The organism is Microbacterium ureisolvens (assembly GCF_019511645.1).
Classification (GTDB): Bacteria; Actinomycetota; Actinomycetes; order Actinomycetales; family Microbacteriaceae; genus Microbacterium; species Microbacterium ureisolvens_A.
In genome coordinates this window covers 1-16,123 of sequence record NZ_JAEUAX010000021.1, presented here as the reverse complement: position 1 = coordinate 16,123, position 16,123 = coordinate 1, and the positions used below count along the sequence as shown (strand labels likewise).

Annotated in this window: 13 protein-coding genes; 5 read left to right on the top strand and 8 right to left on the bottom strand. The window is 67.4% G+C overall.

Features of this window, described 5'->3' with window-relative positions:
- Window positions 1-12: 12 nt before the first annotated feature.
- Entirely contained in the window at window positions 13-3,219 is a 3,207-nt protein-coding gene (locus JNB61_RS19495) for a discoidin domain-containing protein (RefSeq protein WP_220292723.1), read from the top strand.
- A gap of 62 nt (window positions 3,220-3,281) precedes the next feature.
- Here the strand turns inward: JNB61_RS19495 and JNB61_RS19490 are convergent, their stop codons facing one another.
- Window positions 3,282-4,253, bottom strand: coding sequence for a LacI family DNA-binding transcriptional regulator (locus tag JNB61_RS19490; RefSeq protein WP_220292725.1), 972 nt, complete (start codon window positions 4,251-4,253; stop codon window positions 3,282-3,284).
- 153 nt (window positions 4,254-4,406) lie between these two features.
- On the opposite strand from JNB61_RS19490, the gene JNB61_RS19485 reads away from it, so the two are divergent.
- The 3 genes from JNB61_RS19485 (at window position 4,407) to JNB61_RS19475 (ending at window position 7,516) form a co-directional block, all read left to right on the top strand.
- Window positions 4,407-5,672, top strand: coding sequence for an ABC transporter substrate-binding protein (locus tag JNB61_RS19485; RefSeq protein WP_220292727.1), 1,266 nt, complete (start codon window positions 4,407-4,409; stop codon window positions 5,670-5,672).
- A gap of 69 nt (window positions 5,673-5,741) precedes the next feature.
- Window positions 5,742-6,623: a carbohydrate ABC transporter permease gene (locus JNB61_RS19480; protein ID WP_220292729.1), complete on the top strand. Its 882-nt coding sequence runs from the start codon at window positions 5,742-5,744 to the stop codon at window positions 6,621-6,623.
- Window positions 6,620-7,516, top strand: a complete 897-nt coding sequence (locus tag JNB61_RS19475; RefSeq protein ID WP_220292730.1) for a carbohydrate ABC transporter permease — start codon at window positions 6,620-6,622, stop codon at window positions 7,514-7,516. Before JNB61_RS19480 ends, JNB61_RS19475 begins: the two co-directional genes overlap by 4 nt.
- 273 nt (window positions 7,517-7,789) lie before the next feature.
- On the opposite strand, the gene JNB61_RS19470 is transcribed toward JNB61_RS19475, so the two are convergent.
- Together JNB61_RS19470 and JNB61_RS19465 are read right to left on the bottom strand one after the other, a co-directional pair.
- Window positions 7,790-8,137, bottom strand: a complete 348-nt coding sequence (locus tag JNB61_RS19470) for a hypothetical protein (RefSeq protein WP_220292732.1) — start codon at window positions 8,135-8,137, stop codon at window positions 7,790-7,792.
- Between the two features lie 561 nt (window positions 8,138-8,698).
- On the bottom strand, window positions 8,699-9,754 hold the full coding sequence (locus JNB61_RS19465; protein WP_220292734.1) for a family 43 glycosylhydrolase: 1,056 nt from the start codon (window positions 9,752-9,754) through the stop codon (window positions 8,699-8,701).
- Between the two features lie 100 nt (window positions 9,755-9,854).
- On the opposite strand from JNB61_RS19465, the gene JNB61_RS19460 reads away from it, so the two are divergent.
- Window positions 9,855-11,873, top strand: a complete 2,019-nt coding sequence (locus JNB61_RS19460) for an alpha-L-rhamnosidase-related protein (protein WP_220292736.1) — start codon at window positions 9,855-9,857, stop codon at window positions 11,871-11,873.
- A gap of 140 nt (window positions 11,874-12,013) precedes the next feature.
- On the opposite strand, the gene JNB61_RS19455 is transcribed toward JNB61_RS19460, so the two are convergent.
- The 5 genes from JNB61_RS19455 to JNB61_RS19435 all read right to left on the bottom strand — a co-directional run.
- Window positions 12,014-12,460: a single-stranded DNA-binding protein gene (locus JNB61_RS19455; RefSeq protein ID WP_220291849.1), complete on the bottom strand. Its 447-nt coding sequence runs from the start codon at window positions 12,458-12,460 to the stop codon at window positions 12,014-12,016.
- A complete protein-coding gene (locus tag JNB61_RS19450) occupies window positions 12,457-12,978 on the bottom strand; it encodes a hypothetical protein (protein WP_220340709.1) in 522 nt (173 codons plus the stop codon). Before JNB61_RS19450 ends, JNB61_RS19455 begins: the two co-directional genes overlap by 4 nt.
- Entirely contained in the window at window positions 12,975-13,370 is a 396-nt protein-coding gene (locus JNB61_RS19445) for a hypothetical protein (protein ID WP_220291859.1), read from the bottom strand. Before JNB61_RS19445 ends, JNB61_RS19450 begins: the two co-directional genes overlap by 4 nt.
- Window positions 13,367-15,208, bottom strand: a complete 1,842-nt coding sequence (locus JNB61_RS19440; protein ID WP_220291861.1) for a type IV secretory system conjugative DNA transfer family protein — start codon at window positions 15,206-15,208, stop codon at window positions 13,367-13,369. The genes JNB61_RS19445 and JNB61_RS19440 overlap by 4 nt, the downstream gene beginning before the upstream one ends.
- A gap of 12 nt (window positions 15,209-15,220) precedes the next feature.
- Window positions 15,221-16,123: MinD/ParA family ATP-binding protein (locus tag JNB61_RS19435; RefSeq protein WP_220340708.1), on the bottom strand; the 903-nt coding region annotated here is incomplete at its 5' end.

The window sequence follows — 16,123 nt, the reverse complement described above, 5'->3', positions numbered from 1 at the left end:
AAAGGAGCTCCTGTGAAGTTCTCGCATCGTATTGCCGCGATCCTCGCGGCATCGGGGGTGATCGCGGCTGGGTTCGTCGTCGCGGTTCCCCAGGTCGGAACCGCCTCGACCGGAACCGGCGGCAAGGTCTCGGTGACCTATTCGTCCTACAACGTCGACGAAGGCAGCTACCGGCTGTCCTCGCAGGCGGACAAGACGCTGTCCGCCCTCACCAACGACACCACCACAACCGTGCTCGTAGACCCGTCCATTCGGTACCAGACCTACGAGGGCTTCGGGTCCACACTCGAGGACACCACCATCTACCACCTCACACGGCTGAGCCCCACCCACCGTGAGGAAGCGTTGCAGGCGATCTTCTCGGAAGCGAACGGCATCAACTTCAACCTGATGCGCACCACCATCGGGTGCGCGGACTTCTGCCGCACGGCGAAGACTACCGGGTTCTGGACCTACGACGACAACGGCGGCGTCGCCGACCCGACGCTCGCGAACTTCTCCATCCAGCGCGACATCACCGACGGCAAGATCTCGGTCATGCAGGACATCCTGCGCATCAACCCGGAGACGCGGTTCTTCGCGTCGATGTGGTCACCGCCGGCGTGGATGAAGACCAGCAACAGCATCATCGCGCCAGACAACAAGAACTGCGCCGAGCTGCCTGCCAACGCCCACACCGTGCACCACGGCGCGGCGACCGGGTCCAGCGTCGACTACTACCCGGTACTCGCGCAGTACTACGTGAAGTACATCCAGGCGTATCAGGCGCAGGGCATCCCGATCGCGGTCGTCTCGCTGCAGAACGAGCCGGATATCGCCCGCACCTACCCGACGAACTGCTTCACTCCCGCGCAGGAGGCGGACTTTGCGGCGGTGCTGCGCACCGCATTCAACACCGCCGGTCTCACCACCAAGGTCTGGGGTCTGGACGACAATCAGCACAGCGCGTTCCCGGTCGGCGACGACCTGCTGGCCGACCCGGCGGACCGCGGCAACATCGACGGCCTCGGCTTCCACAACTACGAGGGTCAGAAGATGTGGGCGCCGGAGGCGTTCACCGCGCTGTACCCGGACAAGACCACGCACCTCACCGAGATCACGCAGGGTGCGAACAAGCTGATCGAGTACTTCCGGTCGGGCGTGAGCAGCTACAACGGCTGGGGCATGATGTTTCAGTTCAGCACCGTGAACGGCACGCTCTACAACGCCGGTCCCGGCTGGTGGCAGGACATCCCGGTGAACATGAGCGACCCGGATGCCGACACTCCGCCGATGATCATGCCGAAGGCGTCGGACTACACCGACTTCGACCTGCACATGTACTACTACGTCTTCGGTCAGTTCTCGAAGTTCCTGCACCAGGGTGCGCAGCGCATCGACAGCCCGGACCGGATGGGAGACATCTACAACGTCGCCTTCCGCAACCCTGACGGCACGCTCGTGGTTGTCGTCGTCAACCGCGCCGACACGCGTTACATCACCACCCAGGAGTCCACCACCGACAAGACGGTGCGTATCGCCACCCCGGACGGTCAGTTCAGCGACACCATCCCGGGGGACACCATCGCCACCTACGTGATCACACCGACCACTGGTGACCCGGTGTCCCGGTCCGGGTGGACGGCCACCGCCTCCCACACCGCGGGCGCGTTCACCGCGACCCAGGCGATCGACGGGCAGTCCACCACCCGTTGGAGCAGCGGGGCGAACCAAACCGCTGGTCAGAGCCTGACGGTCGACCTGGGTGCGTCGCGCACCTTCGACCAGGTGTCGCTGAACCAGATGGAGCTGTCCGGCGATTTCCCCGCCGGGTACGAGGTCCGGGTGTCCACTAACGGCTCGACGTGGAGCAGCCCGGTCGCGACCGGCGCCGGCACCCCATCGATCACCAACATCGCGTTCTCCCCACAGACCGCACGCTACGTGCGGGTCTCGCTGACCGCGTCCGCGTCCAGGTGGTGGTCGGTCGGGGAACTATCGGTGTGGAACAGCGCATCGGGCCTGCTGCCTCGCGACGGCGCGACCGCGACCGGATCGAGCACCGCCAGCGGCACAGCCGCCAGCAACGCACTGGACGGCACGATGCAGACCGCGTGGACCACCGCGACCAGCCAGACCAGCGGACAGACGTTCACCGTCGACCTCGGTTCGTCGCGCTCCTTCAACACGCTGGAGCTGGACTCCGGCGCGAGCAGCGGCGACTACCCGCGGGTGTACTCGGTGCAGACCTCGACCAACGGCACCACCTGGAGCTCCCCGGTCGCGAAGGGCAACGGCCAATCGCGGGAGACATTCATTGCCACCGGCGCACAGACCGCCCGATACGTGCGGGTGACGCTGACCGCGAACTGGTCCGCGAACCCGTGGACCATCCGAGAATTCCGCGTGTTGAACGCACCGGCAACCACCACCGATCGCGGAGGCTGGACCACATCCGCCTCCCACACCTGGGCGGGCACCGCGGCAGGCGACGTCCTCGACGGCAGTGCGACGACTCGATGGTCCACCGGAGTCGCTCAGGCGGACGGGCAATGGTTCCAGATTGACATGCACCAGAACCGGTGGGTGAACGGCATCCGGCTGGACTCCGCGGCATTCACCGGCGACTACGGCCGGGCAACCCGGATCGAGGCATCGCTGGACGCCACAACGTGGCGCACCGTCGCCGACATCGAAGGTCTCACCCAGACGAGCGTGGTGCGATGGCCGGTCACCCAGGCCCGCTACCTCCGCATCGTCGAGACACTGCCGGCGTCCGCGAACTACTGGTCCCTCGCCGAAGTGGACGTGCTCCGGCCTGACAGCGCGCCCGCCACGCTGACACCGCTCGCTCGCACCGGGTGGACGGCATCGACGGTGCCGACCGGTTCGGGCGCCCCTTCACTGGGCATCGACGGGCTGCTGAACACCCGCTGGGCATCGGGCGCGGCGCTGACCGGCACCGAGCAGTATCAGGTCGACATGGGCAGCACCCGCACCTTCCGAGGCGTGCAGGTGGTCGCGGGCGGCACCCTGTCCGCGGGCACCGACTTCGCCAAGACCTACGAGGTGTGGGTGTCCAGCGGCGGCGCCTGGACGAAGGTCGCCGAAGGCGCCGGCTACGGGCCGGTCATCACGGCGAAGTTCGCATCCACCACGGCACGCTACGTGCTCTTCAAGCAGACCGGCACCAGCACGAACACCTGGTGGTCGGTGGGGGAGTTCAACGTGCTGAACTGACGAAGACGGATGCATGCGGCGGATGCCCCCCGATCCGCCGCATGCCCGCACCTCTCCCGTGGTCAGCCGGAGGCGCGTTCCACCACGACCGAGCGCGTCGGAAGCAGCACCGGAGGGATGGGCTCATTGTGCGCCGCGGCGACGACCGCGCGGGCAAGACCGGTCACGAACTCGCCGACATCCGCCCGCACGGTCGTAAGCGCCGGAACCGACAGCGGCGCGAGCGGGTGATCGTCGACGCCGATCACCGCGACCCGCTCCGGAATCGCGACATCGAGGTCGGCGGCGGCCGCGAGGACACCGAACGCGACCACGTCGTTGTAGGCGCAGATGCCCGTCGCCGAGGGCTGCTCGTCCAACAGTCGGGACAACGCGGAACGTGCGCCCTCGCGTCCGGTCGGAACGACGACATGGACCGGTTCCGGCAGCCCGAGCCGCTCCGCGGCGCGCTGCACCGCACCCCACCGCAACGCCGCCGTCGGGCCGAGCTCCACCTGATCCGGTGCCGCGAACGCGAGCTGGCTGCGGCCGTGCGACGCAAGGTGCTCGACCTGCGTGGCGGCGGCGCCCGCGATGAACTCGTCCAGGCCGGGGAATGCCGGCAGCACTGGAACCTCGAACTGCCGGGTCAACTGCACGAACGCGTCCTCGGACTCGCGGGCCGAGGAGAGCACCACCGCCGGGGCGAGGTCGATGGACGCGCCCTGCGTCTCGGAGTCGCCGAGCTGCCACATCAGGTGCAGGCCGGACGTGGACAGCTCGTCGCCGAGCCGAGTGATGATGTCGGCGGCGACGAAGTCCGACGCGTGCTCGAGCCCGGGGGTGAACATCAGCACCAGCCGGCTCTTGGCGCCGCGCAGCAGCCGGGCGGGCCCGTAGGGGCGGTAGCCGAGCTTGGCGGCGGCCTCGTGCACCCGCTGACGGGTGGGCTCGGGGATCTGCTGACGCGGATCGCCGTTGAGGACGTAGCTGACCGTGGCCCGGGAGAGCCCCGCTTCACGCGCCACGTCGGCGCTGGTGACTCGCTTCTGCATCGTCGCCCTTCCTGCCCTGGGACCGTTCCCGGCCCACTCTACTGACAAATGTAACTGGCACGTGTAATTTGCTTATTGACACGTGCAAGTGACTCCGCTTAGCATCCTGATCACCGGGGACGATAGTGTCCCTACCCGACACCAGGAGGTCCCATGCGGTCCAAGATCGCCGCCATCGCAGCCGGCGCCGCTCTCGCACTCGTGCTGAGCGGTTGCAGCGGCTCAGCCACCCCGTCCGAGTCTTCGGACGGTCCGCTCGAAATCTCATTCCTCACCGGCTCCGCCGAAGGCACCGGCAGCGCATTCACCATGCAGACGCTGGTGGACGACTACGGCAACGACGCCACCCTGTCCATGGACTACCTGGGCGCCGACATGGATCAGAAGATCCAGCTGATGGCCTCCCAGGACGCTCTGCCCACCTTCTTCCAGGTCGGCACCCCGTCGCAGATCGTCGAGCTGTACGAGACCGGCAAGATCATCGACCTCGAACCCGTGCTCGAAGAGCTTGGGGTGCTGGACAAGCTGAACCCGCTGTCGGTGGACATCATCAAGAACCTCTACGGCGGCCACCTGGTAGGGCTGCCGCTGGAGGTGGCGATCGAAGGCTTCTGGTACAACGAGCAGATCTTCGCCGACAACGACATCGAGATCCCTGAGACGTGGGACGACCTCGCCGCCGCGGCCGAGAAGCTGCAGGCCGCCGGCATCCAGCCGTTCGCCACCGCGGGCAAGGCCGGCTGGCCGGTGACCCGCCTCATCAGCGGCTACATCTCCCGCGACGTCGGACCGGACGCGCTTCCGGCAGCCGCCGCCGGGGACGCAGCGTTCACCGACCCGGAGTACGTCGCCGGCGCGCAGGTGATCTCCGACTTCGCCGCAGCAGGGTACTTCGGCGAAGCACCCGACGCGCTGGAGTACGCGCCCGCCGAGGACCAGTTCCTGCAGGGCAACGCCGCGATCTACTACATGGGCTCCTGGGCGATCTCGAGCTTCGAGGACGAGGAGCGCAACCAGATCGGCGCCGACAACATCGGCTGGTTCCCGGTGCCGAACGTCGACGGCGGCGCCGGCGACTCGGCGCAGACACCCGCGAACGTCGGGCTTCCGATGGCGGTAACCGCGAAGACTCTCACCCCGCAGGTGAAGGAGTTCCTCAAGTACCTCGTCGAGAACTACGGCGACGTCGCGATGGAGAACCTCGACCTCATCACCGGGTTCGCCACGGACAAGGCGCCGGAGTCCGAGCTGGTCGCGGAGACGTTGGAACGCGTGAACAGCACGACGGAGTCGATCGGCTGGTTCGAGTCCTCGCAGTCGTCGAAGGGGACCACCGCGTCACAGGAAGGCGCCACCGCCCTGATCGGTGGCAGTCTGACCGCGGAGGACTTCATGGCGCAGGTGCAGGCAGCGCAGTAGACCGCCACACGCCTACGAGGGGTCCGGGGCGCTATCGGCCCGGACCCCTCGATTCTGCAAGGAGATTCCATGGACAAGGTCCTGGGCGATCGTCGGGCCATCCTGCTGTTCCTCAGCCCGGCGCTGCTGCTGTACACCGTCATCATGCTCGTCCCGATCGTCTGGTCGACGGGCTACACCTTCGTCGAAGGCAACCCGATCTCCGGCTTCGAACCGGTCGGCATCGACAACTACATCAAGCTCATCGGCGACCCCACGTTCTGGCAGGCCACCCTGTTCAGCGTCAAGTACGCCGTCGTCGTCACCCTCGCCCAGGTCGCGGCGGGGCTGGGCCTGGCGCTGCTGTACGTCTTTTACCTCCGCCGGTCCTCAGCGCTGGTGCGGACACTGGTGTTCTTCCCGATCGTGCTGCCCACCGCCGCCGTCGCCCAGATGTTCGTGAAGCTGTTCGAGATCGTTCCGCAGCAGGGTCCCGTCAACGCCTTCGTCGAATGGCTGGGTTTCGACGCCGTCAACTGGCTGGGCCAGCCCGACACCGCGTTCCTCATCCTCGTCGTCATGGACGTCTGGCGATCCATGGGCTTTTACGCCGTGCTGCTGTACGCCGGGCTGGTCACCATCCCCGACGATGTCATCGAGGCCGCTCGCCTCGACGGCGCGCACCGCTGGACCCTGGTGCGCCACATCGTGCTGCCGTTCCTGCTGCCGGTGCTGGTGTCCGCACTGATCTTCAGCATCAACGGCAGCCTTAAGGTGTTCGACTCGGTGTTCGCCCTCACCGACGGCGGACCCAACGGGGCGACCACCCCGCTGACCCTCGCGATGTTCCGCACCTCGTTCTCCTATATGGAGTACGGGTACGGGTCCACCATCGCGATGGCCCTCACCATTCTGAGCCTGATCGTCACCGTCGCGATCTTCCGCGGCGCACGGAAGGACGTCACCGTATGACCGCCACCCTGCAAGCGCCGCCGGAACGCCACGCGGTGGCCGAAACGCTGACCTCCGGCGGCCGCCGGTTCACGATCGGCAAGGTGCTGGCCGCGCTCGGCATCACCCTGCTCATCCTCATCGAGGTGCTGCCGTTGCTGTGGCTGCTGATGTCGTCGCTGAAGTCCCCATCGGAGTTCAGCTCACAACCGATGTGGGCGCTGCCTGAGGGCCTGTACTGGGAGAACTACGTCGACGCGTGGACCCGCGGCAACATGGATGTCTACATCCGCAACAGCATCCTCGCCACATTCCCGGCGATCATTCTGCTGCTTGCGGCCGGGGTCATGGCGGGCTTCGCGCTCGAGGTGCTGAAATGGCGCGGCCGCAGCGGCGTGTTGCTGATGTTCGTGATCGGTCTGATGGTTCCGATGCAGATGATACTGCTCCCGCTGTTCGCGATGTACTTCCGCTCCGGACTGCTGAACAACCCGCTCGCCCTCATCCTCACCTATACCGCCACCGGCCTCCCGCTGACCGTGTTCATGATGGCCGGCTACTACCGCTCTGTGCCCAGGGAGATCATCGAGTCCGCCGTCGTGGATGGCGCCAGCATCTACCGGGTGTTCTTCTCCATCACGCTGCCGCTGCTGCGCAACGCCATCATGACGATCGCGATCGTGCAGTTCTTCTTCTTCTGGAACGACCTGCTCTTCGCGCTGACGTTCATGACCACCAACGACTCGCGCACCATCCAGGCGGGCCTGCTGGCGTTCATCGGGCAGTTCGGACAGACCGAGTGGGGGCCCACGTTCGCGTCGATCTGCATCTCCATCGTCCCGACCCTGCTGATCTACCTCATCCTCAACCAGCGGGTGATGAAGGGTCTCACCGACGGCGCAGTCAAAGGCTGATCGGCTCGATCACTACGCCTCGTTCGAGGCGATAAGCGCTGCGTCGCCGGCGTCATCGCAACATGGATGTCGTCGAAGGAGCAGTAGAGGCGCCCCTCCGCCGACATCCTTTCAGGTGGCACTGTCGGATCACCAGGCGGCGACGTAGCCGTTGGCGAAGCACCCTCCGCATCGACGATGCTTGCCAGCGCTGGAGCCCGCAATCTCCGAGGGCGACGTCGGTGGTGAGGCTCTATCCGGACGCGACACCTCTCGGCTGCGGGTTCCACAGCCCTAATCCGACGACCTCACCGGCCGCGGGCTCGTGCGGCACCGGTCCTGCCTCCGCCATGAAACCAAGGGACCGAGGGCAGTGATGCCGGTGGGCACGATGTTGCCGAATTGCTCGACGAGGGTGATGTCACCCGACATCGACATCCTGAGGACGCGATTATGGTGGCCGTCGGTGACCAAGGGACCGCCCCAGATCGCATGCATCGCGTACTGCACGCCGCGGGCGAGGAAGAAGTCGATGTCCGGTGGCGGCGGGTTCTGCGCCGACCAGTCGCCGAGGTTTGCGATGACCGTGAAACGGTCCGCGTCGTCGACACGGTAAATGCGTCGACGTCGTTCGTGTGTCACGTGGGATGTCGTCGCCCACCGTGGTCACGAGCACGTACGCCGTGCGTCCACGAACGCGATGTCGATCGCCCCGCCGGCGGTGCCGAGCGGCACCGGCAACCCGGTCGCTTACGCCGATTTCGCGCCGGTGAGCGTATCGATCCGCATGAGTTGACCGATCTGGGCCCTCTAGGAGACGACGGGCCTGTCGTCGCCTGGACTCCGAGCTTGGGTGGCGGTTGCCACCATGGGGGCGAGGAGTGTCGTTGCTGCTAGCGCTGCGATCGCGGCACCCGCAAGCAGCGTCCTCCTGGTCGTCATGAGTGTTCCTCCGATCGACCTTTCGGTGCCGGCCGCGTGCCATGGGCCACTCGTCGTGCGACCGGCGTGGAGATGGCCGCCACGACATCTCAGAACACCGCCGCGTACTTCCATCGTCATCGCAGCCGGGCAACACCTTCCTTCCGCCCCGTGGCGAGGTCAAGAGCCTCAGACAGCGAAACGCTCCCCGGCGAGAGACCGGAAGTAGGTGGTCTTGCGCCGGGGAGCAGTTCTTTCGCCCAGGGAGGGCGGGAGGTGATGTCAGTCGTAGTCTTCGATACGCCACTCCTCCTTCCAGTCGATGTAGGCCATCGACCCGTCGAACCGCAACGGCAGCCAGACGTAGTCGGCCGTGGATGTGTCGATCGTGGTCAGCTCGTCCATCGGCTCGACATCGCCGCCCTGCTCCTGCCCGAAGTGCTCCTCGAAGGCTTGCAGCGCGGCACTGGAGTCGTCGGTGTAGTGGGGCAGCCACCGGTCACCGATCGCGATGTACAGATCCTTCTTGTGCGGGTGCTGGAACACCGACGAGATCTGGGTGCGGAACGACGTGCGGCTGGGGTCGTTTACGTGCGGGTCACCGAGCACCGTGAACGGGCCGTGGTAGCTGGGCGCGACGGCGATCTCTGACGGGTTCGGGTAGTAGCCGGTGGTGCCCGACGTGATCAGGTAGTGCAGTCCGTCACGGGCGAAGTAGGACGGCGCTTCCCGCACGAAGGGTGGCTGTCGGCGCGGGAAGTGCGTCGAGTAGTATCCGGTGACATCGGTGTAGTCCTCGGTGAGGTCGGCACAGATGAGCTCTGAGTGCACCCGGCCGAAGTAGTAGTAGCCCTTGCCGTCGGTTGGGTCGACCACGAGGTCGAAATCGCCGGCGTTCATCCCAAGCGGGCGCAGCCACGACCTGACGATCCGGTACGGGCCGAGGATCGAATCGGCCTCGAGCACGGTAGAACGCTGCGTCGGCTCACCCGGGGTCATCACCTTGATCCAGCAGACGAACTTCTGCGTGTGCGCGTTGTAGATGATGTGCGGACGGTCCAGGTACTGTGCGGGATGCAACGGGGAGGTCGGGTCGTCCAGGTCGGGCGGGATGATCAGCCCGCGGTCCTGCCAGTTGTACAGGTCCGTCGACGAGTAGCAGCGGACACCGTAATGCCAGATGCCGCTGCCGGGCGTGGACTTCTCCTTGTTCTCGCCGTACCAGTAGAAGACGTCATCGACAGTGATGATCGAGCCGCCATGAGTGTGGATTCGCTCTCCCTTGGTGTCCAACCAGACCTGGCCGGGGGTGATCGAACTGCGGGTGGTCTGCAGCATCCGATTCCTTTCGTCGAACGTGGACGATGTTGCTGTTGCACACCCTACTGGCACGTGTAACCTCTTGTCGATGATCTTCTGACACGAGAAAGCAGACAACATGACCTTGGTCACCGCCGGCACCGTCGCCCCCACTGATATCGAGGGCACGCTCGCTCGGGCTGCCGCGCACAGCCCCGACCCGTTCCCGGACGATGTCGGTTCCGCGCCTGACCGGGAGTGGTGGTATGGCGTTGGGGAGTACGAAGCCGGCTTGCTGCACCGCCTCGTGACGGGCTCGGAGGAGGTCGCCGTCTACTCCGAGTACGCACGCAACTACCGGCGCCCCGCCGGCACTCTGATCGTCGGGGCGATCGTGGCAGCCGGGAGCGACCCGATCGGTATCCAGCCCGCAGGGGCGATGCAGATCTGGGTCGACGGCGCCGCCGTCACCACCCGTGACAGCGACGGCCCGATCATGCTGAACCCGCCGGCCGGTGCGCAGCTGAAGATCGAGGTGACCGCCGCGACTCCCGACGAGCCCGCCACCTTCGTCATCGTTCAAGGTGCCGGCCGTCTCAGCTCAACCCTGAGCGCGATCACCCAGAACGGTCGCGTGGAGAGGCTGCGTCGGCAGCGAGGCGGATCCCAGCCGCCACACCTCGACGTGGAACCGACATTCACCCTCCCGCTCACCGCAGACGGTGACCTGCTGACCGCGCCGGCAGAGCTCCTCGCCCGACCGGTTGTCGCCGCGGCCGCGCCGCCGACGTTCGCGTCCGGTGAGAGCCGTGAGGAAGCGCGCCTCGCCCGAGGCGCCGGACAGGAAGACGTTCACGAGACGGTGCCCGCTGGCCCGGGACTGTGGACCACGCGGCATGCCGTCGCGATGCGGCATATTGTCGTTGCGCCTCAGCCCGAGGCGGACGCGCACGCAGTGGCTCACATCCGCCCGGTCGCTTCCCGCGGTGCGTTCGTGTGCTCCGACCCCAGGCTGTCGAAGATCTGGGCGGTCAGCGCGTACACGCTGCGGCTGTGCATGCAGGGACTCATGGTCGACGGTCTGAAGCGGGACCGGATGCCGTGGGTGGGCGACCAGGCGATCTCGGCGATGGCTAACGCGTTCACGTTCGCAGACGCCGAGATCGCCTATGACAGCCATCTCGCCCTAGGCCGCCCCGTCGAAGGCTACGTCAACGGCATTTCCGACTACTCGCTGTGGTGGCTCATCACCGCCGACATCCTCTGGACATACTTCCCACACCAGGCAGGCGATCTGCCTGGCTGCGTCGAGCCGTTCATCGGCGACCTGCTCAACCAAGCCAACGCTGATGGCCTGTTCGCGCCGACGATGACCCACCACGGGTTCACCGCCACGAACTCCGGGTCGGTGCTGATCGACTGGGGCTATGAGCTGCCGCCCGGCAGCATCTCCACGGCGCTGCAGATGCTTTGGGTCCGCGCGCTCGACAGTGCCAAGCAGTTCGTGGACGGAACCCTCGCCGCACAGATCGCGAACACCCGCGACCGGGCGCTGCGCACCCTCCGTGACCGTGCATGGAGTGCGGAACATGGCGCATGGCGGGCATGCGCCGACGGTGCCTCCCGGCCTGACACGTACGCGAACTTCCTTGCCGTCGACGCGGGAATCAGCAATCCGGTCACCGAGCCCGGGGTGCTGAGCGCGTTCACCGGCAAACGCGGCCGCACGCCCTACATGCAGACGCTTCTGCTCCGTGCAGAGACCCGTGGCGCGGGTCCCGCGCACGTGCTGCAGCGGATCCGCGACGACTGGGGCGCCATGCTCGACCTGGACGCAACCACGTTCTGGGAGGAATTTCCGAACCCCGGCGAATCCCACTGGCAGATGTACGGCCGCCCCTACGCGCGCAGCCTCTGCCACGCCTGGGGTGCGGGCCCGGCCGCGCTCATCCCCGAAGCCGTCTTCGGGTTGCGCATGCTCGAACCCGGCTGGCGACGCTTCGAAGTGCGACCCGGCAACACCGGCCTGGAGTGGGCCGCCCTCGTCATCCCGTCCGCGCTGGGTCCGATCGGGATCCGGCTCACGGAAGACCAGGTCGACTTCGACCTTCCTCCGGGATGCACCGCAATCCTGGCCGGCAACGAGGTCAGAGGCTAGGAGACGCAATCGGCGTCCCGGAAGCAGGGCAGCGCGGACGGGGCCCGGACAATGAGGGCATAGGTGGTACGAGGGCAGGCTGGGCAGCAGAGCGGGGCGGGAGTACAGTGACTCTCGCCCCGCTTGTCTGTTGGTTCAGGTCAGCGTGACAGTTCGGCGCCGGCGTACGAGGCCGGTGTCGCTATCGGCCCCGAAGCGTGTGCTGCGGGGCCGTTAGCTTTTGGGGCACGGTCGACGATGACGTCGGCGAACTTCAGTGAGGCGCCGACGTTGTCCGCGACGATGTCGCGGGTCTCCCGGGACTGCCCGGTCTCCTTGTCGACGTAGGTGCCGAATCGGAGGTCGCCGGCGACGATCACGCTGTCGCCTTTGCGGAGCGAGTCGGCCACGTGTCGGGCCTGCTGGTTGAACACGACGACCCGGTGGAACACGGTGCCGACGTCTTCCCACCTGTTGGTGGTCTCGTTGAGGCGGCGGTCGTTGATGGCGACGGTGAACCGGGCGTATTCGTTGCCCGATTCGGCGTTGCCGTGTTCGGGGTCACTGGTGAGGTTGCCCTCGATGGTGACGGGGATCCTGGTGGTCATCCTTCTTCCTTCCTGTCAGAGACACCGTCGGTGTCTCGGTGGGCGTGGGCCTTCCTGGTCCACGCGTCCCATTCCTGCTCATCGGTGATCCCGTGCCATGAGCGGGGTTTGAGGGGGTCGTGGCCGCGGGCGCAGCCGCCGGAGTATGCCTTCGCGATCCGGGGCAGGGCGAGGCTGAGTCGTTCGTGCCAGCCGATCGGGCCGAACCCGGCGTCGGTGGTGTCGAACGCGACGGTGTGCGCGGTGTGCAGCGCGGAGAGTTCCTCCACGAGCTGCCCGTGCTTGTACCAACACGCCGGCACGACGGATTCGGAGAGCCGGTAGCGGACGGTGAACCACTCCACCCAGTCCCGGAGGGCCGTCCACGCGGCGGGGGCCTTGTGATCGGGGAGGGTGTACCAGTTGATGATGTGCGCGCCCAGCGGCTCCGAGGACCCGTACCGGTGGTTCGGGTCGTGGCCGGCGATGTCGTTGCCGAGCGCGTCGTCGGAATCCGGGGGCGGGGGCAGGTCGCTCATGCGGCGCTCCCGGTGCCGGGCTGCAGTTTCTGCCGCAGCCGGGCGAGCGCGAGATGGGAGGCGGTGCGGCGGGTGCGGTTGCGGGAGAGGACGGCGTCGCGGTCGATGAGCCGGTGCAGCAGGTCGTGGCAGTACGGGTGCATCGCCACCAGATCCTCATCCGCCTCCCCGGCGGTCCAGGCGCCGTCGAGAAGTCTCACCCCGCGGTAGTCGAGATGGTGCAGCTCGAGCTGCGATCGGGTCGCGGCCCTCCCGCAGCCGGCGCAGGTGAGGGGCTGCCCGGTGGCGGTGTGCTGGGTGAACCAGCGGTCGCGGCGCGCGAACCACGCCTTCGAACGGAGGAACTCGTTGCGGTACAGGTTGAACAGTGCCGGGCGGCGACGGTTGCTCATGCCTCAGTCACCCCCTCCACCGGCTCGGAACTCTCGGACTCCGCAACTGCGGCAGTCCGGGAGTCACGGACCCGCGCGGTCGTGTCGAACACGGCCCGCTGCTCGCGCTCGGTCTCCTGCTTGCTGGCCTGGATGGTGTGGGCGTCTCGGCGTTCGTCCCACCCGGCGAGGTCGAGGAGCACGCTGCGGCGGTTACGGTAGGCGAGCAGCCCGACGCTGGGTGGGAGCCGGCGGATCTCGTCGACCGACATCAGCGCGCGGCGCTCAAGATGCTCACTGGTCGAGTGCCCGGCCTCCCGGGTGGACCAGGACCGCTGCTCACGACGAGTGTCGCGGGTGCCGAGCAGGGATTCGATGTCGCGGAGGTGGCCGACGTGACTGGCGCCACCAAGAAGAACCTTCGCGGTCGCGGCGGCCCAGATCGTGTCGGCTTCGGCGCGGGACCAGGACGTCTCCGCCTGGGAGAGGGCCTGCAGCACGATGAAGGTGCAGATCCCGCGGCCGCCGCCGTCGGCCATGATCCTCGGCAGGTTGCCCCAGCGGAACATGTTGGCGATCTCGTCGAGGATGAGCCCGAGCGGGTGGGGGAGGCGGGAGCCGGGGGAGGCGAGCGCGGTGGTGCGGGCGACCTCGACGATGTCATCCAGGACCGCACCGAGCCAGCCGCCCATCGCCGACGCCCCCGACGATGATCCGATCAGGTAGAGCGTGTTGGCGGCGTCGAGGAACTCGCGCGGGTCGAACATTTCATCGCCGGGGTGGGGGAGGAGGGCGTCGCGGATCTGTGGGACGGCGAGTGGGGCGACGGCGCCTTGGACGCCGAACCAGATGGAGGAGACGAGCTTCTCGTCGGCGGAGATGGTGGCGTCGAGGCTGTCGCCCCAGCCGGGGGTGCCGTCGGTCTTGAGGATGTCGACGGCGGCGCGGGTCTGCGCTGGGCTGGTGCCCCAGTCGTACAGTTCGGCGATCGTCTTGTTACCGACGGCGGCGGCGTGTAGCAGCCGGCCGAGGACGACCCCGGACGCTTGCGCCCATTCCTCGTTGGTCCGGGAGGCGCCCAGCGCCGTGCCGGTGATGATCGCGGTGCCGCGTTGCATGGCGACCAGGGGGTCTTCGCAGCCGGCGATCGGGGAGACGCGGAGGGGGTGGCGGATGCCGGAGAGTCCTTGCGGGTCGAACACGTGCACGGTGCCGCGGGTCTGCCGCATCCGCATCGTCGCGGTCAGGTTGTCGTTGGTGGTCGACGTGGTGATGAGTGGGCCGGACCAGTCCAGGATGGCGGAGATCAGCACCCGGTATCCCTTGCCGGAGCGGGGTGGGCCTTCGAGGGCGACGGAGTCCTCGATCGAGACGTACACGTCCTGCCCCCGCGACCTGCCCACCCGCCACCCCACATCGGTCGCGGTCGGCTTGACGAGATCGGGGCGGAGTTGGGCGGCCCGGCGCAGGACGGCTTTGGCGGAGAGATGGTCGCGGATCTCCGAGCTGGTGGCGAACCCGGGCCGGGCGCGCAGATCGGTGATGAACGCCCGATCCGACTCCCGATACCGGCGCACCGCCACCAGCACCCACCATGCCAACCCCGCCACCAGCAGCACCGCCACCACATCCACGATCCGGATGATCGCCACCGGCAGCACGCAGCCGGAGGGCGCGGCGTAGGCGTCGGGGTCGCCGGTGGCGGCGAGGACGAGCCCGGAGAACAGGTTCACCGGGACGGCACGGGCGCCGCAGGTCAGCGAGGTGGTGGCTTCGGCGATGAACCCGAACGCGAGCGCGAGCAGCATCGCCGCGCCGATGAGGATCGCGGCCGCCTTGCCGAGGATGCTCTGATTCATCAGTCACACCGTTCAGAGGCCTTCGGCGGCGGACGCGGCGGCGCTGAGCCACGCGTCCCGGGTACCGGGGCGGAGCGAGTCGAACCGCAGCGGCCCGGCCTTCAGGGCCGGGTCGAACGGGATCGTGTGGACGGCGCGGACGTGACCAGTGAACCCGTCGGCGATGCGACGGGCGCCGGTGGTGCCGGTGGGTTCGGATTGGGTGACGAGCACGACGGCGCGGTCAGCGAGAGCGGCGGAGCGTTCGTCGCGACCGCGGAGCGCATCCAGGAGCAGGGCGGCGGATTCGGCGGATTCGGGGTTGGCGAGGGTGGGGATGATCAGTTGGTAGGAGGAATCGATCATCCGCAGCCACCGTTCGGCGGATTCGTCGTTGCCGGAATCAAAGATCACCATTCGGTAGAACCGGGCGGCGACCTGCATCAGCACGTCGAAATCCGGGGCGCCGATGCGTTGGTCAGTGGCGAGCAATTCCGGGTTGGAGCGGAGCACGTCGTACCGATCCGCCGTCTGGTGGTGCACGAACCGGCTGATGTCCGACACCCCCGCCCCCGGTGCCAGGAGTCCCGGTGCGGCGGGGAGGAGGTCGCGGAGGGTGGTGTCGTACGAGCCCTGCTCGGTGCGCCAACCGAGGGTGCCGCGAGTGTCGTTGTTGTCCCACGCCAACACCGTCCCGCCACCCTCCCGGGCGTACACCGCGGCGAGCATCGCCGTGGTCATCGTCTTACCGACCCCGCCTTTGCCGTTGACGACGGCCAGGGTGCGGCATCCCGCCCACTGCCTAGCCACCAACGCCCGCTCCTCAGCCCGCCGCACCTCCGCCGGGGAGGGGCGGACGGTGATGCCGAGGCCCGCGAGGATCCCGCGCCACCCGGTGAGCGGGGGTGTCGTGTCGGTGGTGGGGGTGAGGAAGGT

Excerpts from the sequence above, each read along its gene's own strand:
- JNB61_RS19485 (WP_220292727.1), top strand. The coding sequence starts at position 4,407 with ATGCGGTCCAAGATCGCCGCCATCGCAGCCGGCGCCGCTCTCGCACTC.
- JNB61_RS19450 (WP_220340709.1), bottom strand. The coding sequence starts at position 12,978 with ATGAGCGACCTGCCCCCGCCCCCGGATTCCGACGACGCGCTCGGCAAC.
- JNB61_RS19440 (WP_220291861.1), bottom strand. The coding sequence starts at position 15,208 with ATGAATCAGAGCATCCTCGGCAAGGCGGCCGCGATCCTCATCGGCGCG.
- JNB61_RS19460 (WP_220292736.1), top strand. The coding sequence starts at position 9,855 with ATGACCTTGGTCACCGCCGGCACCGTCGCCCCCACTGATATCGAGGGC.
- JNB61_RS19445 (WP_220291859.1), bottom strand. The coding sequence starts at position 13,370 with ATGAGCAACCGTCGCCGCCCGGCACTGTTCAACCTGTACCGCAACGAG.
- JNB61_RS19475 (WP_220292730.1), top strand. The coding sequence starts at position 6,620 with ATGACCGCCACCCTGCAAGCGCCGCCGGAACGCCACGCGGTGGCCGAA.
- JNB61_RS19465 (WP_220292734.1), bottom strand. The coding sequence starts at position 9,754 with ATGCTGCAGACCACCCGCAGTTCGATCACCCCCGGCCAGGTCTGGTTG.
- JNB61_RS19455 (WP_220291849.1), bottom strand. The coding sequence starts at position 12,460 with ATGACCACCAGGATCCCCGTCACCATCGAGGGCAACCTCACCAGTGAC.
- JNB61_RS19490 (WP_220292725.1), bottom strand. The coding sequence starts at position 4,253 with ATGCAGAAGCGAGTCACCAGCGCCGACGTGGCGCGTGAAGCGGGGCTC.
- JNB61_RS19480 (WP_220292729.1), top strand. The coding sequence starts at position 5,742 with ATGGACAAGGTCCTGGGCGATCGTCGGGCCATCCTGCTGTTCCTCAGC.